The 20,638-nt window shown below is 67.0% G+C and carries 17 protein-coding genes and 5 pseudogenes; 14 read left to right on the top strand and 8 right to left on the bottom strand.

Going from position 1 to position 20,638, the window contains the following annotated elements:
* Nucleotides 1-68: 68 nt before the first annotated feature.
* The 7 genes and pseudogenes from PIB19_RS03285 (at nucleotide 69) to PIB19_RS03255 (ending at nucleotide 6,611) form a co-directional block, all read left to right on the top strand.
* Nucleotides 69-1,064 (top strand): MFS transporter, encoded by a 996-nt coding sequence (locus PIB19_RS03285; RefSeq protein WP_271239661.1) that lies wholly within the window; start codon nucleotides 69-71, stop codon nucleotides 1,062-1,064.
* The gene (locus PIB19_RS03280) at nucleotides 1,064-1,210 is read left to right on the top strand and encodes a hypothetical protein (protein WP_271239660.1); all 147 of its coding nucleotides are present in this window, start codon (nucleotides 1,064-1,066) and stop codon (nucleotides 1,208-1,210) included. Before PIB19_RS03285 ends, PIB19_RS03280 begins: the two co-directional genes overlap by 1 nt.
* Before the next feature lie 91 nt (nucleotides 1,211-1,301).
* Nucleotides 1,302-2,765: a class I adenylate-forming enzyme family protein gene (locus PIB19_RS03275; RefSeq protein ID WP_271239659.1), complete on the top strand. Its 1,464-nt coding sequence runs from the start codon at nucleotides 1,302-1,304 to the stop codon at nucleotides 2,763-2,765.
* Nucleotides 2,762-3,535, top strand: a complete 774-nt coding sequence (locus PIB19_RS03270) for a thioesterase family protein (protein WP_271239658.1) — start codon at nucleotides 2,762-2,764, stop codon at nucleotides 3,533-3,535. Before PIB19_RS03275 ends, PIB19_RS03270 begins: the two co-directional genes overlap by 4 nt.
* Nucleotides 3,536-3,875: 340 nt before the next feature.
* Nucleotides 3,876-4,340 (top strand): ca2+ sensor protein, encoded by a 465-nt coding sequence (locus PIB19_RS03265; protein WP_271239657.1) that lies wholly within the window; start codon nucleotides 3,876-3,878, stop codon nucleotides 4,338-4,340.
* A gap of 61 nt (nucleotides 4,341-4,401) precedes the next feature.
* Nucleotides 4,402-5,135, top strand: a pseudogene (locus tag PIB19_RS03260) (response regulator).
* A 195-nt stretch (nucleotides 5,136-5,330) separates the two neighbouring features.
* Nucleotides 5,331-6,611 carry a sensor histidine kinase gene (locus PIB19_RS03255; RefSeq protein WP_271239656.1) on the top strand — a complete coding sequence of 427 codons (1,281 nt, stop codon included), beginning with the start codon at nucleotides 5,331-5,333 and terminating at the stop codon, nucleotides 6,609-6,611.
* Here the strand turns inward: PIB19_RS03255 and PIB19_RS03250 are convergent.
* A complete protein-coding gene (locus PIB19_RS03250) occupies nucleotides 6,592-6,897 on the bottom strand; it encodes a hypothetical protein (RefSeq protein ID WP_271239655.1) in 306 nt (101 codons plus the stop codon). The genes PIB19_RS03255 and PIB19_RS03250 overlap by 20 nt on opposite strands.
* A gap of 25 nt (nucleotides 6,898-6,922) precedes the next feature.
* On the opposite strand from PIB19_RS03250, the gene PIB19_RS03245 reads away from it, so the two are divergent.
* Complete coding sequence (locus PIB19_RS03245; protein WP_271239654.1) at nucleotides 6,923-7,198, top strand: hypothetical protein; 276 nt, start codon at nucleotides 6,923-6,925, stop codon at nucleotides 7,196-7,198.
* 16 nt (nucleotides 7,199-7,214) lie between these two features.
* On the opposite strand, the gene PIB19_RS03240 is transcribed toward PIB19_RS03245, so the two are convergent.
* Nucleotides 7,215-7,454, bottom strand: a complete 240-nt coding sequence (locus PIB19_RS03240; RefSeq protein ID WP_271239653.1) for a DUF6894 family protein — start codon at nucleotides 7,452-7,454, stop codon at nucleotides 7,215-7,217.
* Between the two features lie 229 nt (nucleotides 7,455-7,683).
* On the opposite strand from PIB19_RS03240, the gene PIB19_RS03235 reads away from it, so the two are divergent.
* Together PIB19_RS03235 and PIB19_RS03225 are read left to right on the top strand one after the other, a co-directional pair.
* Nucleotides 7,684-8,133: a hypothetical protein gene (locus tag PIB19_RS03235; protein WP_271239652.1), complete on the top strand. Its 450-nt coding sequence runs from the start codon at nucleotides 7,684-7,686 to the stop codon at nucleotides 8,131-8,133.
* Between the two features lie 346 nt (nucleotides 8,134-8,479).
* On the top strand, nucleotides 8,480-8,977 hold the full coding sequence (locus PIB19_RS03225) for a M10 family metallopeptidase C-terminal domain-containing protein (RefSeq protein ID WP_443018730.1): 498 nt from the start codon (nucleotides 8,480-8,482) through the stop codon (nucleotides 8,975-8,977).
* Between the two features lie 196 nt (nucleotides 8,978-9,173).
* Here PIB19_RS03225 and ndk read toward each other — a convergent pair whose 3' ends face one another.
* Both ndk and PIB19_RS03215 read right to left on the bottom strand, forming a co-directional pair.
* Nucleotides 9,174-9,596 carry a nucleoside-diphosphate kinase gene (ndk, locus tag PIB19_RS03220; RefSeq protein ID WP_271239649.1) on the bottom strand — a complete coding sequence of 141 codons (423 nt, stop codon included), beginning with the start codon at nucleotides 9,594-9,596 and terminating at the stop codon, nucleotides 9,174-9,176.
* 317 nt (nucleotides 9,597-9,913) lie between these two features.
* A pseudogene (locus tag PIB19_RS03215) lies at nucleotides 9,914-10,353 on the bottom strand (DNA polymerase III subunit chi).
* 114 nt (nucleotides 10,354-10,467) lie between these two features.
* On the opposite strand from PIB19_RS03215, the pseudogene PIB19_RS03210 reads away from it, so the two are divergent.
* From PIB19_RS03210 to rsmA, 4 genes and pseudogenes are all read left to right on the top strand, one after another.
* Nucleotides 10,468-12,783: pseudogene (locus PIB19_RS03210) on the top strand (LPS-assembly protein LptD).
* A 113-nt stretch (nucleotides 12,784-12,896) separates the two neighbouring features.
* A pseudogene (locus tag PIB19_RS03205) lies at nucleotides 12,897-14,242 on the top strand (peptidylprolyl isomerase).
* 16 nt (nucleotides 14,243-14,258) lie between these two features.
* A complete protein-coding gene (gene pdxA, locus PIB19_RS03200) occupies nucleotides 14,259-15,263 on the top strand; it encodes a 4-hydroxythreonine-4-phosphate dehydrogenase PdxA (RefSeq protein ID WP_271239648.1) in 1,005 nt (334 codons plus the stop codon).
* On the top strand, nucleotides 15,260-16,075 hold the full coding sequence (gene rsmA, locus PIB19_RS03195) for a 16S rRNA (adenine(1518)-N(6)/adenine(1519)-N(6))-dimethyltransferase RsmA (protein WP_271239647.1): 816 nt from the start codon (nucleotides 15,260-15,262) through the stop codon (nucleotides 16,073-16,075). Before pdxA ends, rsmA begins: the two co-directional genes overlap by 4 nt.
* Here rsmA and PIB19_RS03190 read toward each other — a convergent pair.
* From PIB19_RS03190 to PIB19_RS03175, 4 genes and pseudogenes are all read right to left on the bottom strand, one after another.
* On the bottom strand, nucleotides 16,072-16,578 hold the full coding sequence (locus PIB19_RS03190; RefSeq protein ID WP_271239646.1) for a tetratricopeptide repeat protein: 507 nt from the start codon (nucleotides 16,576-16,578) through the stop codon (nucleotides 16,072-16,074). The genes rsmA and PIB19_RS03190 overlap by 4 nt on opposite strands.
* Nucleotides 16,579-16,610: 32 nt before the next feature.
* A pseudogene (locus PIB19_RS03185) lies at nucleotides 16,611-17,796 on the bottom strand (RsmB/NOP family class I SAM-dependent RNA methyltransferase).
* 161 nt (nucleotides 17,797-17,957) lie between these two features.
* On the bottom strand, nucleotides 17,958-19,415 hold the full coding sequence (gene guaB / locus PIB19_RS03180; RefSeq protein WP_271239645.1) for an IMP dehydrogenase: 1,458 nt from the start codon (nucleotides 19,413-19,415) through the stop codon (nucleotides 17,958-17,960).
* Between the two features lie 364 nt (nucleotides 19,416-19,779).
* Nucleotides 19,780-20,592 carry an HpcH/HpaI aldolase/citrate lyase family protein gene (locus PIB19_RS03175; protein WP_271239644.1) on the bottom strand — a complete coding sequence of 271 codons (813 nt, stop codon included), beginning with the start codon at nucleotides 20,590-20,592 and terminating at the stop codon, nucleotides 19,780-19,782.
* Nucleotides 20,593-20,638 lie beyond the last annotated feature (46 nt).

Below are 20,638 nucleotides of genomic sequence, written 5' to 3'. Positions count from 1 at the left end.
CCACCACCGCGCGGTGCCGATCGTGCTCTGCGCCATCCTGATCGATCTCGATCGGCTTCGGCATCGTCATGCCGGTGCTGCCGCGGCTGATCGTCCAGCTTGCGCATGTCAGCCTCGAGGATGCCGCGCGGATCGGCGGCTATATGCTCGCCGCTTACGCCGTCACCCAGTTCTTCGCCGGCCCGGTCCTCGGCACGCTCGGCGACAGTTTCGGCCGGCGCCCGGTCCTGCTCTTCTCGATGCTCGCCTTCGCCGCCGATTACGCCTTCATGGCCGCCGCGCCGACGATCGCCTGGCTGTTCGTCGGCCGCATGATCGCGGGCATCGCCGGCGCGTCCTATGGACCCGCCAACGCCGTGCTCGCCGACGTCACGCCGCCCGAGAAGCGCGGCGCCACTTTCGGGCTGATGGGCGCCGCGTTCGGCATCGGCTTCATTCTCGGGCCCGCGATGGGCGGGCTCCTCGCCGGTTTCGGCACTCGCGCGCCGTTCATCGCCGCGGCGGTGCTCGCCGGGCTCAATGCATTGTGGATCCTCATCGCGCTTCCCGAGACGATGCTCCCCGAGCGCCGACGCGCGTTCCGCTGGGGCAATGCGCACGTCTTCGCCGCGTTCAAGCCCCTGCTCCACGCCGGCAATGCTGGCTGGCTGTTGCTGGCGGCATTCCTCTGGCAGTTCGCACACATGGTCTATCCGTCGACCTGGGCGTTCTGGAGCGAGATCGCCCTGGGCTGGGACGAGAAGGCGATCGGCTGGTCGCTTGCCGCCTCGGGGCTGGCGATGGCGCTCGTTCAGACGCTCGTCACCGGCCGCGCGATCAAGCGCTGGGGCGAGGAAAGGACCGTAGTGCTCGGCATCCTCGCGGGCGGATCGGTCTTTCTCGGCTATGTCTTCGTGCGCCACGGCTGGATGGTCTATGCGCTGATCCCGCTCAGCGCGTTCCAGGCACTGGCCTATCCCTCGATCAATGCGCTGCTGTCGCGGATGACCGACGCGCAGCATCAGGGCGCATTGCAGGGCGGGATGGCCAGCCTCAACAGCGTGGCGCTGATCCTCGCCCCCTGATGCTCAGCCAGGCGCTGGCCTTCGGCGCCGAACGCGGCTTTCCCGCGGGCAATTTCATCTTCGCCGCCGCCCTCGCGCTCGCGGCCCTGCTGATCGTGGTCCTGCGGGTCGTGCCGCGCGTCAGGACGGCGCCCGCGACCGGCTGATCCACTTTTTCGAAACTTGCGTATGGCGTTCGTGCCGGCGGTCGGTTAGCGTTCCGGACATATGGGGGACACAGCACCAACCGCCGGGACGATGCTCGCGAGCGACTTCGCGGCCTTGCCCGATCTCATCCGCGCACATGCCCGCGAACGCGGCGACAAGCCCGCGCTCCTCTTCGGCGACCGCATCGTCACCTATGCGGAGCTCGACCGGACGATGGACCGGATCGCCTTCTCGCTGCAGCGCGACGGGGTGGAGCAGGGCCAGGCAGTCGCGATCCTCGGTCCCAATTCGCTCGAATACGGCCTCGTCTTCCTCGGCGCGCTGCGGGCCGGCTGCGTCGCCGCGCCGCTCGCCCCCTCGGCGACGCCCGAGCAGCTCGCCGCGATGGTCGCCGATTGCGGCGCGCCGATCCTCTTCCACGACGCCGCGCACGATATCCCCGTGCCCGTCCGCAAGGTCGCCCTAGAACGCCTCGACGACCGGCTCGGCGATGGCACACCTGCTCCGGCCGCGGTCACTCCCGAAGACCCGTTCAACATCATCTATTCCTCCGGCACCACCGGCACGCCCAAGGGCATCGTCCAGCCGCATGCGATGCGCTGGGTCCATATCAGCCGCGCCCCTCCCGGCTTCGGTGAGGCGGTGACGATGGTCGCCACGCCGCTTTATTCGAACACCACTCTGGTCAGCTTCCTGCCCACGCTCGGCTGGGGCGGCACCGTGGTGCTGATGGCGAAGTTCGACGCGCGCGAATATCTGACGCTCGCCGAAAAGCACCGCGGCAGCGTCACCATGCTCGTGCCCGTCCAATATCAGCGGCTGATGGCCGATCCCGAGTTCGACCGCTTCGATCTCTCCAGCTTCATGCTCAAGACCTGCACCAGCGCGCCCTTCTCCGCCGCGCTCAAGGCCGATGTCCTCGCGCGCTGGCCCGGGCTGCTCATCGAATATTACGGGATGACCGAGGGCGGCGGCACGACGATCCTCATCTGCAACGCGCATCCCGACAAGCTCCACACCGTCGGCAAGCCGCTCGACGGCCATGACATCCGCCTGATCGACGACGAAGGCCGCGAAGTCCCGCAGGGCGAGATCGGCGAAGTCGTCGGCCGCTCGGGCGCGATGATGAGCGGCTATCACGGCCGCAGCGACGCCACCGACGCCGCGACCTGGCATGACGCGGCCGGCAACCGCTTCATCCGTCACGGCGATATCGGCCGCTTCGACGAGGACGGGTTCCTGACCCTGCTCGATCGCAAGAAGGACCTGATCATCTCGGGCGGGTTCAACGTCTATCCCTCGGATATCGAGGCGGTGCTGGCCCAGCATCCCGGCGTAGCGGATTGCACCGTCGTCGGCATGCCGTCCGAGCAATGGGGCGAAACCCCGGTCGGCTTCTATGTCGGCAGCGGCGAACCCGCGGAGATCCTCGCCTGGTGCAATGCGAAGCTCGGCAAGACCCAGCGCCTCGCCGATCTGCGCCGCGTCGAGGAGCTCCCGCGCAACGCGATCGGCAAGGTCCTCAAGCGCGAGCTGCGCGACCTTCATTCATGACTCTGATCGCCGACGTCCTCGCCGCGGCCGAGCGTCACGCCACCGGCTTCCGCACCGCGATCCCTGCCGACTGGATGCAGGGCCGCACGGCGTTCGGCGGCCTGTCCGCCGCGCTCGCGCTGCAGGCGGCGCTCGATCTCGAGCCCGATCTGCCCCCGCTCCGCTCGGCGCAGGTCGCCTTTATCGGCCCGCTCGCCGGCGACGTGACCGTCACTGCCACCAGGCTCCGCCGCGGCCGCAACGCCGCCTTCCTCCAGTCCGACGTCGCGTCCGAAGCCGGCCTCGGCCTGCGCGCGACCTTCGTCTTCATGGCCGAACTCGCCTCGCAGGTCGCGCACGACGCCGCACCGCGCGCCTCGGCCGCGCCGCCCGCGCCCGACGCCGAACTCTACACCGGCCCCGACAGCTTCTTCACCGGCAACTTCAATTTCCGCGATGCCGAAGGCGATCTCGGCCCGGCCGAATGGCTGCGCTGGGCCCGCTTGCGCGGCCGCGACGGCCTGCATCCCATGGTCGAGCTGCTGGCGATCGGCGACGCGTTGCCGCCCGGCGCCTTCAAGCTCGCCGCCGAGCGCCAGACCCCGCTGAGCTCGCTGAACTGGCAGATCAACTTCCTCACTCCCCAGCCCGTCACCCACGACGGCTGGTGGCTGCTCCACGCCCGCGCCGACACCGCGCATCACGGCTATTCGAGCCAGCGCATGGCGATCTGGAACGCCGCCGGCGAGCCGGTAGCCGAGGCGATGCAAGGCGTCGCCATCTTTGGCTGAGCCCCAACAAAGACGCGTTGCCATTTTTGGCTGAGCCTCCACAAAGACGCGTTGCAATCTTCGGCTTGCCCCATCCCAAATCCTCCCCCGCCAGGGGAGGTGGCAGGCGCAGCCTGACGGAGGGGAGGAAGCACGACGGCGGGTAAGTCGCTTACCTCCCCTCCGTCGCCTTCGGCGACACCTCCCCTGGCGGGGGAGGATTTAAGCTCGCGCTCCGCTCCCCGAGATCGTTCGCGACAATTTGCGACAACTTCCCCCGCCCCTGACAAATCCCTGCGACAGGCGAACCCCAAAACGCACACCAGTCGCGGCACGGGCCGCCCTCATGCTGGAGTTTGCCATGAAGAAGACCCTCGCCGCCGCCCTGCTCGGTGCCTCCCTCCTCGCCGGCGGCGCCTATGCCGCGCAACAGGCGCCCGCCCCCGCTCCCCAGGATCGCCCAATGCGCGGCGGCGATATCGGCAAGGCCGACGCCAACAGCGACGGCGTCATCACCCGGGAAGAATATCTCGCCGATGTCGACGCGCGTTTCGCCAAGCTCGATGCCAACAAGGACGGCAAGATCACCAAGGACGAGCGCCCCGATGGCGGCGAAGGCCGCGGCGGCCGGATGATGAGCCGCACCGATACCAATGGCGATGGCGCGATCTCGCTCGACGAGCAGCGCGCGCAGGCCATTCGCCGCTTCGATCGCCTCGACGCGAACAGCGACGGCAAGATCGATCAGGCCGAGCGCGACGCCGCGCGCGATCGCATGCGCGGGATGATGGAACGCCGCGGCGGCGACAAGCCTGCGGCCAACTGAGCTTCTCCCTGGCCGGGCGGCACCCTCCTCTCGCCGCCCGGCACTTCTTTCACCGCCGGAGTTGTTACGGTCGCATCATGTCCGAAGCCCCCATCTCCTCCTCGTCGACGACGAACGCTCGATCCGCGAGCCGCTCGCGCAATATCTCACCAAACAGGGGTTTCGCGTTACGCAGGCGGGCGATGCCGAGGGCGCGCGGGCGCGGATGGCGGCCTATGCGATCGATCTCGTCATCCTCGACATCATGATGCCCGGCGAGGACGGCCTCAGCCTGTGCCGCCATATCCGCGAGACCAGCGAGATTCCCGTCATCCTGCTCACCGCGCGCAGCGAGGAGACCGATCGCATCGTCGGGCTCGAAATGGGCGCCGACGATTATGTCGTGAAGCCCTTCTCCCCCGCGAGCTCGCCGCGCGCATCAAGGTGATCCTCCGCCGCATGGCGGCCGGCGGCGCGAAGCAGCACGCGCCCGAGACCGGCAGCTTCGCCTTTGCCGGCTGGGTGCTCAAGACCGGCGAACGCGCATTGGTCGATCGCGAAGGCGTGTCGGTTCCGCTCTCCACCGGCGAATACAACCTGCTCCACGCGCTGGTCACCCGCCCGCGCCAGGTCCTCACCCGCGACCAGTTGCTCGACCTGACCCAGGGCCGCGAGGCCGCCGCGTTCGATCGCGCGATCGACAACCAGGTCAGCCGCCTGCGCAAGAAGATCGAGCCCGACGCGAAGAACCCCTCGCTGATCAAGACCGTCTGGGGCGGCGGCTACACCCTCGCCGCCGAAGTGACTCGGCTGTGACACTCTTCAACCGTTCCCTACGCAAACCAAATCGTCACCCCGGCGAAAGCCGGGGCCCAGAGTTGCCCTGGCCTGTCGGAGTTGCTTGGCTCTGGATCCCGGCTTTCGCCGGGATGACGGATAAGGGTCGCGTCGTTTCACCGCGGCGGAGTGCCTGACATCCGACGCCTCCTCCCCCGCTCCCTCGCGGGCCAGATGGCGCTGCTCATCGCCGTCGCGCTCTTCACCGCACAGGCGCTCAACTTCGCCATCGCCGTCCGCGATCGCGCCCAGTTCCGCCTCGCCCAGGCAACCCGCCCCGCGATCACCCGCATCGTCGACGCCCTCGAGCGTGAGCGCAGCACCGGCCGCCCGATCGCGCCCGATCGCGGCCGTGTGCGCCGCGTCGCCGCCAATCCGATCCCACCCACGCTCGAACGCCGCAACGAAGTCGCCGAGGAACTGCGCGGCCAGCTCACCGAGCTCGGCATCACCGTTGGCAGGATCGACACCGGCATCCGCACGAAAACCGCCGAAGAAAATCGCGGCGGCCGCGGTCCCGGCAGCGTGCTCGTCATCGCCGTCGAACAGCCCGGAACCGGCTGGCTGACCGTAACCGCCCCCTGGAACCGCTCCGATCGACGCCTCATCGGGGCACTGATCTTCCAGACGCTGATCCTCTACGTCATCATCCTCCTGCCGGTGATGTGGATCGTCCGTCGCATCTCCAAGCCGCTGCGCTCGCTCGCCGACGCCGCGCGCGATTTCCGCCCCGGCGACGATGCCGGCCCGCTCGAGGAGCGCGGCCCCAGCGACGTTCGCGCCGTGATCGCCGCCTACAACACGCTCAGCCTGCGCGTGAACGCGATGCTCGGCGAGAAGGATCGCATGCTCGGCGCGATCGGCCACGATTTGCGCACGCCGCTCGCCGCGCTTCGCGTCCGCATCGAATCGGTCGAGGACGACGACGACCGCAATCGCATGGCCGACACGATCGACGAGATGAACCGCACGCTCGACGACATCCTGTCGCTGGCGCGGCTCGGCCGTCCCAGCGAGCCGCCGACCGATGTCGACCTGTCAGCGCTGATCGATGCCGTGGTCGACGATTTCCGCGAGCTCGATCATCAGGTCGAGTTCGAGGAAGCGCCGCGCCTCAAGATGCATTTGCGCCCCTCGCTGATGCGCCGCGCGGTGCGCAATCTGATCGAGAACGCCGTCAAATATGGCGGTGGCGCGCAAGTCCGATTGCTGCCCGGCGAGCAGGCTGTGGCGATCGAAGTGGCGGATCGCGGCCCCGGCATCCCGCCCGACAAGCTGGCCGCGGTATTCGATCCGTTCACCCGCCTCGAAACCTCGCGCAACCGCGACACCGGCGGCATCGGCCTCGGCCTCGCCCTCGCCCGGGCGATCGTCAACGACGCAGGCGGCGACATCGCGCTCGCCAACCGCGAAGGCGGCGGCCTCACCGCGACGATCACGCTGCCGCGCGGCTGAGCTGATCGCCACGCCGGGCGGGGTCTTTTCGCTCGTCCGAGATCGGCGTATGATCGCACCATCCCCTTCGCTGCGACGGGGCAGGCGGAGTAGGAAGATGCGGCACGCTCTCGGGATTACCCTGTTCCTGACGTTGGCGGCATGCGGGGGCGGCAACGTCCCCAAGGATGCGCAGAAGACCGCCGATGCCCTGACCGGCGACGCGAAAGGCTCGGCCGCGGACAATCCGAACTGCAAGCTTTTCACGCCCGCCGACCTTGAGGCCTTTATCGGCGAGATCGGTCAACGCCGGCGCCAACGCGGCCGGCGGCATGGGCTGCCAGTGGACCGCCAGCGATGGCGAAGGCGACGTGATGGTCGTCGCGGTGCCCTCCAATTATGCCGAAGTGCCCTCGCTGGCCGAAGGCTTCCGCGAAGTGCCGGACCTCGGCGAAAAGGGCTTCGTCGTCCCGGAGCTGGGCGGCTGGGCCGCCGGCGCGATCCGCGGCAAGAAGTTCGTCAAAGTGTCGGTGGCAGGCGCAAAAGCCAGCGCGGACAATGCGATCGCCTTGTTCAAGGAAACGGCGAAGCGGCGTCCCGCGGGCTGAACCCGACGCCCCGCGTCTAGGAGATTTGCCGCGCCACGTCGGCGAGCAGGATCCGTGCCACCGGCCGGTGATGCTCGTCCTCCACGTCGAGGCTGCCATGCACGTCCAGCGGCGCGTGGCGCCTGCGGGTGTGCAGCATGGCCCGCGCAGTGGAATGCGCTTCGGCAAGCGCGGCGCGCAGATCCGGAAACTCGCCCTGCCGCTCCGCATGCGGGATCGCGTTTCTTGTTTTCAGGCTGAAGAAATAGAGCGGCATACCGGCTGAAACGCGCTGAATTTCGACCGGTTGCAGCGATCAATCTGGATCAACACGATTTTCGTTCGGCGCGGCGTTGCGTCGCCTGGCCGGTCTTTCAGCGAACCTGACAACTGCCGATCTGCACAGTCCCGCGAAGAATATCCGGCGATAACTCCGGCATAGATTCATAAATCGGCAACAAGTTTTCGCGAGCATGAAGCTATGGATTGCAAGGGAGGGTGTAATCATGGCCGCACATAACTGGTTCGATTCGACGATGCCTGCAGCTGGACTGAAGGCGTTTCTCAGGCACGACGCCGTTAACGGCAGCCAGACATTTTCCATCCCCGCAAGAAACACGCAGGATCTGACGGCAGTCGGCACGCTCGACGTGGATGATACCGTCACCATCACTTCCGAAAACGGCGCCGACGCCGCGAACCTCGTCTGGACCGAGAATCAGGTAGGCTATCTGACGCGCGTCGAGGCGACCGGCGATGTGGGTTCGGGCATCGCCTATTCGATCGTCGGGGCGCGGACGCCGCCCGGTTCGAGATCAACGCGGTCTCGGGCGCGCTCCGCTTCGCCTGGAACGCGGATCCCGACTATGAGGCGCCCGCCGATGCGGACGGGGACAATCGCTACGAAGTCGTGGTTGCCGCCAGCAACGGTGTGGACAGCGACGAACAGGCGCTGACCGTGCGGGTCTACAACGCCAACGAAGCGCCGAGCTTCACGTCGTTCGGCGGCGCGGCTTCGGCGTCGGTGACGGTCTCGGAGAACAGCCTGGTCGTCGCGACGGTCGCCGCGGTCGATCCGGAAGCTCTCCTCAGCACGCCTTATGCGATCGCCGGCGGCGCCGACGCCGCATTGTTCCTGATCAATCCCTGGAATGGATTGTTGTCCTTCCGCGCCGTGCCCGATTTCGAGGCGCCGGCCGATGCCGGCGGCAACAATGTCTATGACGTCATCGTGCGCGCCAGCGACGGCACGAACATCGTCACGCAGACGCTCGCAGTGACGGTGTCCAACGCCGCGGCCGAATCGAGCTTCACCGGCACCCCTCCAGCAACACGATCACCGGCACGACGAATGCCGACACGATCGCCGGCCGCGAAGGCGGCGACACGCTGTTCGGGCTCGACGGGGCGGACCTGCTCGACGGCGGCGCCGGCAGCGATACGCTGGTCGGCGCCGCCGGGGTGGACCAGTTTCTCGGCGGCGCCGGCAGCGACGTGTTCCGCTTCGACGCGCTCACCGATTCGAGCGTGGGCAGCCCGGACATGATTTTCGACTTCAGCCGGGGCCAGGGCGATCGCATCTCGGTGACCAATATCGACGCCGACCTGCTTCTTTCCGGCAACCAGAATTTCGCTTTCCTCGGCGCGAACGCCTTCACGGGCACCGCCGGGCAGCTGCGTTACGAGAAGACGGGCGGCTACACCTTCGTCTTCGCGGACGCCGACGGGGACGGCGTCGCCGACTTCCAGCTCCAGCTGAACGGCGAGCTCAACCTCTACAGCTCCGATTTCCTGCTTTAGGCCGGAATCCGTAACCCCGCCCAAAGCCCCTCCGTCACCCCGGCGAAAGCCGGGGCCCAGGGTTTCTCTGCAGCGTCGCTCGTGGCTCTGGATCCCGGCCTTCGCCGGGATGACGAGGAAACGAAAAACGCCGGCGGGGTTAATCCCCACCGGCGCTTCCCTATCTCGCCGCCGCCCCATTGGGGCAGCGCCAAAATCAGCCGACGATCTCTTCGGGCTTGAAGAAGAAGGCGATCTCGATCGCCGCATTCTCTTCCGAATCCGAACCGTGCACCGAATTCGCCTCGATCGATTCCGCCAGTTCCTTGCGGATCGTGCCGGGCTCGGCGTTGGCGGGGTTGGTGGCGCCCATGATGTCGCGGTTGCGCTGGACGGCGTTCTCGCCCTCGAGCACCTGCACGACGACCGGGCCCGAGATCATGAATTCGACCAGGTCGTTGAAGAAGGGGCGCTCGCGGTGGACGCCGTAAAAGCCCTCGGCCTGCTCGCGGCTCATCTGGATGCGCTTCGAAGCGACGACGCGCAGGCCGGCTTCCTCGAGCATCTTGGTGACCGCACCGGTCAGGTTGCGGCGAGTGGCATCGGGCTTGATGATCGAAAAGGTCCGGGTCGCGGCCATGGCCGTGCGGCTCCTGTATTTGGGTTGTGGAAAAGTCGCGGCTCCCTAGTCCCCGGGCGCCGCGGATGCAAGCCGCGCACGCCCTCGCGCTTTCCTACAAGGCGATGTTCTGCTATTGTTCCAGCGTCCCGCCGAGGCCGCTCTTTGACATGGTTGAACCCGATTCCGCAGCCGGGGCGGAATGACGAATGCAAGAAGTGCATGTGCAAACTTCGAAGACGCTTTTGTGCACTTTCCCCTGAGCGAATCGTCACAAACGCGCCTTGCTCGCCGAAACTGCGAAAAATCCTTGCCCCTTCCCTTAGGCAACGGGGAATCTATGCCGCTTTTTCCCAACGCCCGGAGTCGTTCTGCTTCCAGTAGTTGCGCTCGACTTCGTCGCGATCGGCCAGTCCCTTCCACGCCGCCCGCGCCTCCGCGATCCGCTCCTCGTCGAAGAAATGGAAGGCGCGGTCGAAGCCCAGTGCCTCCTCGCGCCAGATGCCGTCCGCCAGCGCGATGTTGCGGGCGCCGTTCGCCGCCGCGGCCGTGTCGGCGATCAACACCGGCTGGCGCGCATCGTCCTCGCCCCCGCCTGGCCGTGCGGCAGGAAGCTCTCGGGCGCATAGCTCCACAGCAACTGATCGAGCCGGGCGCGCTGGCCTTCCTCGCCCGCCACGATTATCAGCCGTCCGCCGGTGGCGAGCACCTTCTCGGCGATCTGCGGCAATGCCCGCTCCAGGGGCAGTTTGGTGAGATGGTAGAAGTCGACCTGCATGGCTCCTGTTAGCGGTTCCGTGCGTTCGGGCCAACGCACGTGACGTTGCGATGCCGCAACCGCTGCGATAGGGCGGACGGTGCCGCGTGCCCGGGAGTGAAGATAAAGGTGGGAATGGTCGTTTCGCGCAAGGCACTGCTGCTCTCGGCCGCGCTCGGCCTGTGCCTCGCGGCGCAGGCGCGGGCGCAGGAGACTGCCGATCCGCGCCAGACGCCGGCGAGCCAGCCCGTCTCGCCGCAAACCGTCGATGTGCCCGCCGCGAACCTGCAGGACCGCCCCGTCGAGGCCCCGCCCCCTTCGACCGAGGCGACGTCGACCAATCCCGACGAAGTCCAGTTCAACGCCGATCAGCTCGATTACGACTATGAGAACGACGTCGTCACCGCGAGCGGCGATGTCCGGCTGTACCGCCGCAGCGATCGTCTCCGCGCCGAAAAGATCGTCTGGAACCGCAAGACCGGGAAGGTCGTCGCCGAGGGCAATATCGTCATCGTCAATCCGGAGGGCGACGCCGCTTATGGCGACCGGATCGAGCTGACCGACACGCTCAAGGACGGCGCCGTCGAGAACATGCTCGTCGTGCTCGAGGCGGGCGGGCGGATCGCCGCCCAGCGCGGGCAACGCGACAACGGCATCATCACGGTCGAGAACGCGGCTTATACCCCCTGCGCAGTGACCGATTCGAACGACTGCCCGAAAGAGCCGTCGTGGAAGATCACCGCCCGGCGCGTGGTGTACGATCCGAACAAGAAGCGGATCCGCTATACCGGTGCGCGCATCTCGGTGTTCGGCATCGCCTCGATCCCGCTCCCCGTCTTCTCGCATCCGGCGGGCGGCACCAGCGACGACGGCTTCCTGACGCCCGACGTTCGCCTCGATCGCACCAACGGCTTCCAGATCGCCCTGCCCTATTTCTTCAGCCTCGCGCCGAACCGCGACCTGACGATCACGCCGCGCGTCTTCACCGAAGCACTGCCGATGCTGCAGGGCGAGTATCGCGCGGTCGAGAGCTTCGGCGCCTATCGCGTGACCGGCTATGGCACCTATAGCCGCCGCGCCGACGACCTGACGGTTCCGACCACGCCCGCCACGTCGAGCAATAATTTCCGCGGCTATCTCGACGCGGCGGGCCGGTTCCAGTTCTCGCCCGAATGGAGCGCCAGCGCCTCGATCCGCCTCACCACCGATCGCACCTTCCTCCGGCGCTACGACATTTCGCGCGACGATCGACTGCGCAACAATGTGCGGCTGGAGCACATCGACTCCGACAGCTATTTCTCGATCAATGCCTGGGCGGTGCAGACGCTGCGGGTCGGCGACCGGCAGGGTTCCCAGCCCTTCGTTCTGCCCGAGCTCGATTATCGCCGGCGCATGGATGACGGCCTGCTCGGCGGACGGCTCGAATTCCAGCTCAACACGCTGGCGATCGGGCGTTCGGACGGCCAGGATCTCGCAGCGCGCCTTCGCCAGCGCCCGTTGGGACCTGCGCAAGCTAACCAACTGGGGCCAGGAAGTGACCTTCACTGCTTATGGCCGCGCCGACGCCTATAATACCGACGATACGCTCTCCACTCTCGTTCCCAGCTATCGCGGTGACGAGGGGTTCCGGTTCCGGGGCATCGCCGCGGCCGCTGTCGATGTAAAATGGCCGTTCGTCGGCGAGTTCCTCGGCGGCACCCAGAAAATCACGCCGCGGATCCAGATCGTCGCCGCACCCAGGCTCGAAAATCTCGCGGTCCCCAACGAGGATGCGCGCGCCGTGGACCTCGAGGATTCGAACCTCTTCGCGCTCAATCGCTTCCCCGGTTATGATCGGTTCGAGGATTCGACCCGCTTCACCTGGGGCGTCGATTATGCGCTGTACCTGCCCGGCTTCAGCGTCGACGCTAATGTGGGCCAGAGCTATCGTCTCACCTCGCGGCCGACGATCTTCCCCGATGGCACCGGCCTCGCCGATCGCGTGTCCGACATCGTCGGGCGCACCGTGGTCCGCTTCCGCGATTTCGTGAGCTTCACCCATCGCTATCGGATCGACAAGGACACCTTCGCCATTCGCCGCAACGAGATCGACGCGACCGTCGGCTCGCGAAGCACCTATTTCCAGGTCGGTTATCTCCGCCTCAATCGCAACATCGACGCGACGCTCGAGGATCTGCAGGACCGCGAGGAAGCGCGCATCGGCGGGCGCGTCCAGATCGCGCGCTTCTGGTCGGTCTCGGGCGCGCTCCTCGTCGACCTGACCAACCGCGACGAGGACATCCTCTCCCAGGCCGACGGCTTCGATCCGGTGCGCCACCGGCTCGGCGTGACCTATGAGGACGATTGCCTTCGCCTCGGCCTCACCTGGAAGCGCGATTACGAGACAACTGGCGATGCGCGGCGCGGCAACAGCTTTCTTTGTCGCTGGCATTCAAGAATCTGGGGCGCTAGCGTAGCGCCCGACGGGGCGTAATCCGAATCCCGTCAAGCCTTGGTTCAGGCACAATTGGCGAGTATGCGCCACGATCTCCCCGAGATGGATGAGGGTACGGCTCCACGTGAACATGGGTGTTGCAAAGGCGGCTCGCTTCGGCCGCAAGACTATTCTGGCGTTCGGCCTGGCCGGGGTCGCGTCGATCGCGATCGCGCAGACCGTTCCCGATCAGCAGGTGCCGGATACCGGCCTGGATATTCCCAAGAACTTCCAGTTGTTCGGCAAGTCCGATCCCAACATCCGCAAGCCGACCGCGATCGTCAACGACACGGTGATCACCGGCACCGATGTCGATCAGCGCATGGCGATGGTCATCGGCATCAGCAAGCTCAACCTGAAGCCCGAAGAGCGCGATCAGCTTCGCCTGCAGATGCTGCGCCAGCTGATCGACGAGGCGCTCCAGATCCAGGAGGCCAAGGCCAACGAGATCACCGTCGACCCCAAGGAAATCGAAACGAGCTTCGCCCGCGTTTCGAAGAACTTTCAGCGGACGCCCGAGCAGATGCGTGCCTGGCTCAAGGAAGTGGGCGCCTCTGAGCGCACGATCCGCCGTCAGATCGAGGCCGACATCGCCTGGAACCGACTGCTGCGCCGTCGCGTCAACATCAACGTCGGCGAAGCCGAAGTGAAGGCGATGATCGACCGCATGAAGGCGGCCAAGGGCAGCGACGAATTTCACGTCTACGAGATCTACATGAACGCGACGCCCGATCGCGCGCAGGAAGTGCATGCGAGCATGCAGAAGATGATCCAGCAGATGCGCGAAGGCGCACCGTTCGATTATCTCGCCAAGACCTATTCGGAGGCGTCGACCAAGTCGGTCGGCGGCGATCTCGGCTGGGTGCGTCCCGCGATGCTGCCGGAGCAGCTCGCCGGCGCCGCGCAGGAAATGCAGCCCGGCCAGGTAGCCGGCCCGATCCAGCTCCCCACCGGCTTCTCGATCCTGTACCTCGCCGAGAAGCGCAAGGTGCTGACGGCGGATCCCAAGGATGCCAAGCTGAGCCTGCGCCAGCTCGCGATCAACTTCCCCAAGGGCACGACCGAAGCGGCCGCCACTGCGCGCGCCGGCGAGTTTGCCACGGCGACGCGCGCGATCAAGGGCTGCGGCGACGTCGCCGGTGTCGCCCAGGCGCAGAGCGCGGAAGTCGTCGATCGTGACGGCATCGCGATCAAGGAACTTCCCCCGCGCTTCAGAACATGATCCTGCCGCTCCAGGTCGGTCAGGTGACCCAGCCCTTCGGATCGGTCGAGGACGGCGTTCGCGTGCTCGTTCTGTGCGGTCGCGACGACCCCAAGGACGCTTACGAGCCGTCGGTCGAGCAGGTGCAGAACCAGCTCGAGGAGCAACGTACCAACCTGCGCGCCCAGCGCATGCTGCGCGATCTGCGCCGCGACGCGCTGGTCGAATATCGCTGAGGTGCGCGGCGAGCGGATGACCAACCCGCTCGCCATCGCCATGGGCGATTCCGCCGGAATCGGCCCGGAGATCACCGCCAAGGCGTGGAGTGCGCGCGACCTGCATTCGCTCGCACCCTTCTTCGCGGTCGGCGATCCGCGGGCGGTCGAGAAGGTTTGGGACGGTCCCGTCGCCGTGATCAGCGACCCTGCCGAGGCCGAGGCCGTCTTTGCGAATGCGCTGCCGATCGTCTCGGTGGGTGATGCCGGAGAGATTGCGCCCGGTGTGCCCGATGTCGACAGCGCGCGCTGCGCCCTGCAATCGCTCGAAATGGCCTGCGGCCTGACCCGTTCGGGGGCGGCGAGCGCCTTGGTGACCGGGCCGGTCTCCAAGGCCCAACTCTACCGCATCGGCTTCACCTATCCCGGGCAAACCGAGTTCGTGGCCGAGCGCTGCGGTGTCGCCAGCGACAATACGGTGATGATGCTGGCCGGGCCGACGCTGCGGGTGGTGCCGATCACCGTCCATGTGCCGCTCGCCGATGTGCCGCATCTCCTGTCGATCGAGCTGGTGCTCGCCAAAGCGCGGGTGACTGCGCGAGGCCTGTATCGCAATTTCGGCATCGATCGGCCGCGTCTCGCCTTTGCTGGTCTCAATCCGCACGCCGGCGAGGGTGGTGCGATCGGCCGTGAGGAGATCGACATCCTGGCGCCTGCGATCGAGCAATTGCGCGCTGAGGGCATCGACGCGGTGGGTCCTTTCGCCGCCGACGCGATGTTCCATGCCCGCGCCCGCGCCGGCTATGATGCGGCCTTGTGCCTCTATCACGATCAGGCGCTGATCCCGATCAAGACGCTCCATTTCGACGACGGCGTGAACACCACCTTGGGATTGCCGATCGTCCGCACTTCGCCCGATCACGGCACCGCCTTCGGCATCGCCGGACGCGACGAGGCCAATCCCGGGGCGATGATCGCCGCGATCCGCATGGCCGCCGCGCAGGCCGAGCGTCGGGTGGAAGCGACCGCGCTGAGCCAGTGACCGAACTGCCGCCGCTTCGTGACGTCATCCGCAGGCACGGTCTCAGCGCGAGCAAGGCGCTGGGGCAGAATTTTCTGTTCGACCATCAATTGCTCGCGCGCATCGCCAAGGTGCCGGGTGACCTGACCGGCGCCGAAGTCTTCGAGATCGGCCCCGGCCCGGGCGGGCTGACTCGCGCATTGCTGGAGGCCGGCGCCTCGGTCACCGCAGTCGAACGCGACCGCCGCTGCATCCCCGCCCTGGCCGAATTGGGCGAATTCTTCCCCGGCAAGCTGAAGGTGATCGAAGGCGACGCGCTCGAAGTCGACGCACCCGCGCTGTTCGCGGGCAAGCCGCACGTCGTGGCCAATCTGCCCTACAATGTCGGCACTGCGTTGCTGGTGGGCTGGCTCTCGGCGGCGTGGGAGCCGTGGTGGGCGAGCCTAACCCTGATGTTCCAGAAGGAAGTCGCCGAGCGGATCGTCGCGCCGGCAGGTTCCGATGCCTATGGCCGGCTCGCAGTGCTGGCGCAGTGGCGCTCGACGCCGCGGATCGCAATGACGGTGCACCGCTCCGCCTTCACGCCGCCGCCGAAGGTGATGTCGGCCGTGGTCCATATCGTCGCCGCGCCGGCGCCGGAGGGCGTGCAGCTCAAGACGCTTGAGAAACTGACTGCCGCCGCGTTCGGCCAACGCCGGAAAATGCTCCGCCAGAGCCTCAAAGGCGTGCCGGGTGCGATCGAGGCGATGGAGCAATTGGGCGTGGATTCGAGCCGCCGTGCCGAGACGGTGTCCGTCGAGGAGTTCGTCGCGCTCGCCCGCGCCCTCGGCTAAGGCTTGGCGGGCGACGGCTTGGCCGGCTCGGCCTGTGCGGTCGCCGTCACGGGCGGCCCCTTGGCGATCGACGCCGCGAGCACGGTCGCATCACTGCACTCGCCATTGCAGATCGTCTTGATCCGGGCGAGATTCTCCTTCGCCTTCGCCGTCGCGCCCTTGACGACCAGCGCCTCGCCCTGACCGCGCAGCGCGGCGAGATCGTTCGGCTCGAGCGTGAGCGCCTCGCGGTAAAGACGGATCGCCTTGCCCGGCAGGCCGCGTGCGCGCGCGATCTCGCCGAGCACGAGGAAGGCCTCGCGGTTGCGCGGATCCACTGCCAGTGCGCTCTCCAGGGCATCCTGCGCGCCATCGAGATTGCCGGCCGTCTTTGCGGCGCGTCCTTCCTGGAGCAACGCAAGCGACTTGGGATCGATCTGATCGTCGGGACGCTGCGCCATCAACGACGTCGAGACCGAAAGCACCATTAACGCGACGGCGGCCGAAATCGCAGTGATCCGCATGAAAATCTCCGAAACTGAAGTGCGTAGCGCTATCATGGCCGAATCATTTTCGCGACAAAAAAGCCGTCGGTCGAGTCTGCCAATGGCGTGAGCCGAATTCCCGCGCCGCGCGGCGCGCCCGCGCCGGGCGTCAGGGTCTCCGTGGTCCAGCCGGGATAAGCGCCGAGAAATGCCTGGACCTGCCCCGCGCCTTCGTCGTCGAGCACCGAGCAGACGATATAGACCAGCGCGCCGCCCGGCCGCACCAGCTCCGCTGCGAGCCCCATGATGTGGCGCTGTGTCGCGACCAGTTTGTCGAGCCGTTCGCGGCTCAGCCGCCAGCGCGCCTCGGGGTTGCGCCGCCACGTGCCCGTCCCCGAACACGGCGCGTCGACGAGAACGATATCGGCCCGCCCCACCTGATCGGCGAGCTGCTCGGCCTCGCGATTGGGATTGAGCAGCCGCGTCTCGGCGATCGTCACCCCGGCCCGCGCGGCGCGCTCGGGCAGGCGCTGCAGCCGCCCGCGATCCACGTCGCAGGCGAGAATGCTGCCGTGATTGGCCATCAGCGCCGCCAGCGCGAGTGTCTTGCCGCCGCCGCCTGCGCAGAGATCCACGACGTGCTGCCCCCGTTCCGCACCCGCGGCGAACGTCACCAGCTGGCTGCCGGCGTCCTGCACTTCGAACTCGCCTGCGGCATAAGCGGGAAGCTGATCGACTCTGATATCGTGCGACAGGCGCAGTGCATCGGGCGCGAGATCCGAGCGGCTCGGCGCCCGGAAGCGTGGCGGCAACCCGATCGCGTGAAGTCTTGAGCGTGTTGACCCGGATATCCAGCGGCGCGCGCTCGAGCAAAGCAGCCTGTTCCTCGATCCCGATATCCGAGCCGCGCAATTTCTTGATCAGCCAGCCCGGCGCGTGGCCGGGCACCGCAACGGGCTCGCCGATCTCGATCGCCGCCGGACCGTAAGGCGATCCGTCGAAGGTCTCCGCGAGTTCCGGCCGATCGGCGACCAGTGCCAGCATCGCGGCGCGGCCGCTCTCGGGGCGCTCGCCGCACAGCCGGATCGCGTCGTACACCAATTCGCGCACGGCGCGGCGGTCCTTCGATCCGGCATAGCGCCGCTCGGCGAACCAGCGCGCGATCAGCGTATCCGCGGCGGCGCCCTGATCGCGTGCCGCCGCGATGATCCGGTCGAGCAGATCGATCGCCGCCTGGCTGCGGGCAGCCGGGGTCACCTGACAACATCCCAAAGTTGCGGGAGTCGCGGGTCATTCGTAAACTTTGGATCGAAGATCATTGCGCGCTCGAAAAGCAGGCCGAGATTTGCCGCGCACCCCATCGCCAACCCGAAGCAGAAGAAATCCTACATTGGAAGCTCAAACTGCGGCGAGCTGGTTCAACGCGTAGGATAGTTCGGTGCCTCTCGCGTGATCGTCACATCGTGCACATGGCTTTCACGCAGGCCGGCGCCGGTGATCCGCACGAACTTCGCCTTCTTCTGGAACTCGGGGATGGTCGGTGCGCCGACATAGCCCATCGCCGCCTTCACGCCGCCGACGAGCTGGTGAACCACGTCACGCGCAGTGCCCTTGAACGGCACCTGCCCCTCGATGCCCTCGGGCACCAGCTTGAGCTGATCCTTGATGTCCTGCTGGAAATAGCGATCGGCCGAGCCACGTGCCATCGCACCGACCGAACCCATGCCGCGATAGGATTTATAGGCCCGCCCCTGATAGAGGAAGGTCTCGCCCGGCGCCTCTTCAGTGCCCGCCAGCAGCGAGCCGACCATGCAGGTCGAGGCACCGGCGGCGAGCGCCTTGGCGAGATCGCCCGAAGTGCGCAGCCCACCATCGGCGATCACCGGCACGCCCGACTTCGCCGCTTCGTTTGCCGCGTCCATCACCGCCGTGAGCTGCGGCACGCCGACACCCGCGACGACCCGCGTGGTGCAGATCGAGCCCGGGCCGATGCCGACCTTGAGCCCGTCGGCGCCGGAACCGATCAGGGCTTTCGCCGCCTCGGCAGTGGCGATGTTGCCGGCGACGACCTGGACGCGGTTCGAGAGCTTCTTCACCCGCTCGACCGCGCGGCCGACATCCTTGTTGTGGCCATGCGCGGTATCAATGACGATGAGGTCGACTTCGGCGTCGACCAGCGCCTCGGTCCGCTCAAAACCCTTGTCGCCCACGGTGGTGGCGGCGGCGACGCAGAGGCGGCCGGCGGGGTCCTTGGTCGCGTTGGGGAAGTTGACTGCTTTCTCGATGTCCTTGACCGTGATCAATCCGACGCAGCGATAGTCGTTGTCGACCACCAGCAGCTTCTCGATCCGGCGCTGGTGGAGCAGGCGGCGCGCCTCTTCCTTGCCGACGCCCAGGGCAACCGTGGCGAGATTGTCGTGCGTCATCAGCTCGGCGACGGGCTGGCTGGGATTCTCGGCGAAGCGGACATCGCGATTGGTGACGATGCCGACGAGCTTGCCGCTCGCCTCGACCACCGGGATGCCGCTGATCTTGTGGCGCTGCATCAGTGCGCGCGCCTCGCCCAGGGTGCCGTCGGGCGCCATGGTGATCGGATTGACCACCATGCCGCTCTCGAAGCGCTTGACCGCGCGGACCGCCTCGACCTGTTCCTCGATGTCGAGATTGCGGTGAAGCACGCCGATGCCGCCGAGCTGCGCCATGACGATCGCCATGTCGGCTTCGGTGACGGTATCCATCGCCGACGAGATGATCGGGATGTTGAGCGCGAGGCTGCGCGTCACGAAGGTGCGGGTGTCCGCCATGCTCGGCAGGACTTCGGACTCGCCCGGATATAGAAGGACGTCGTCGAAGGTGAGGCCGAGGGGGATATCCATGAGGTGCGCCAAGTCCTGAGTCGGAGGTTGGCGGCCCATGTAACCGCGGTCAGGGCAAACTGCTAGGTTGTATCGACTCATCGGCTCTTCTCCTCTCCCGGTGGGAGAGGTAGCGAAGCTTGGCAGCTTGCTGCCTAGCGTAGCTGGGTGAGGGTTTCCCGCTATCGTTGGGGTGATCCCCTCACCCAGCTCCGACTAGGGCCGCGCAGAAGGTGCGCGACCCAAGTCTGCGCAACCCTCTCCCGACGGGAGAGGGAAATTAATGTCGATATGCCCTCGGTGCCACGCGCGGCGGTCGCCCTCGCGGCTGAGATTTCGCCACAATCCCCCGCCGAAACTGACAATCAGCGGGAAATCCCGGAGGTCAGCGTAAGTTCCGCGCGATCAGCGCCCGCGCCTGCTCGACATGCATCGCCTCGATCATCCGGTCGCCGAAACGCTCGGCGCCCCCGGTGGCTGCCGCGATCAGCGCTTGTGCCTCGGCAAGTTCGGCTGCGCTCGCGCCGAAGGCGGCGGCGGCGATCTCGATCTGGTTGGGGTGGATCAGCGACTTGCCGTCGAAACCGAGCATGCGTCCGTGCCGGCATTCGGCAGCGAGGCCCTCGGGATCGTCGAGGGTGTTGAAGACTCCGTCGAGCGCCCAGATCTCGGCGGCACGCGCGGCCAGCACGATCATCTGCAGCGAAAGGACGAGCCCTTCGCGGCCGCCATCCGCGGGTATGCCGAGCGTCGCGCGCAGATCGTTGACGCCGGCGATCAGGCCACTCACCCCCGACACCGTCGCGATCTCGGCTGCGGCGAGCACGCCCCTCGGCGTCTCGATCATGGCGAGAAGCGGCTTGCCCGCCGCATCGGCGACCATTGCGGCGTCTTTCAGAGTCTCGGCCTTGGGCAGCACCACGAAATCGCAGGCGGAGCCGGCGACGGCGGCCAGATCAGCCGCATGCTCTCTGGATTCGAGGCCGTTTACGCGGATCGCACACAAACGGTCCCCGAACCCTTCCGCCGTGGCCTCGACAGCCGCAATACGGGCGGCGGCCTTCGCATCGTCGCGTACTGCGTCCTCCAGATCGAGGATGACCAGGTCCGCCGCCAATTCCCTCGCCTTGGCAATGGCGCGCGGATTGGAGGCGGGCAGAAACAGCGCAGTGCGCGGGGCCAGTGGGGCTGTGGTCATGGCGCGACTCTATGCTAGCAAGGCGCAGGAATTGCGAGGGGAGTCG

This window comes from Sphingomonas sp. 7/4-4 (assembly GCF_027941955.1).
Taxonomy (GTDB): domain Bacteria; phylum Pseudomonadota; class Alphaproteobacteria; order Sphingomonadales; family Sphingomonadaceae; genus Sphingomonas.
The sequence above is the reverse complement of the archived record's forward strand: the minus strand, read 5'-3'. Positions and strand labels throughout refer to the sequence as shown.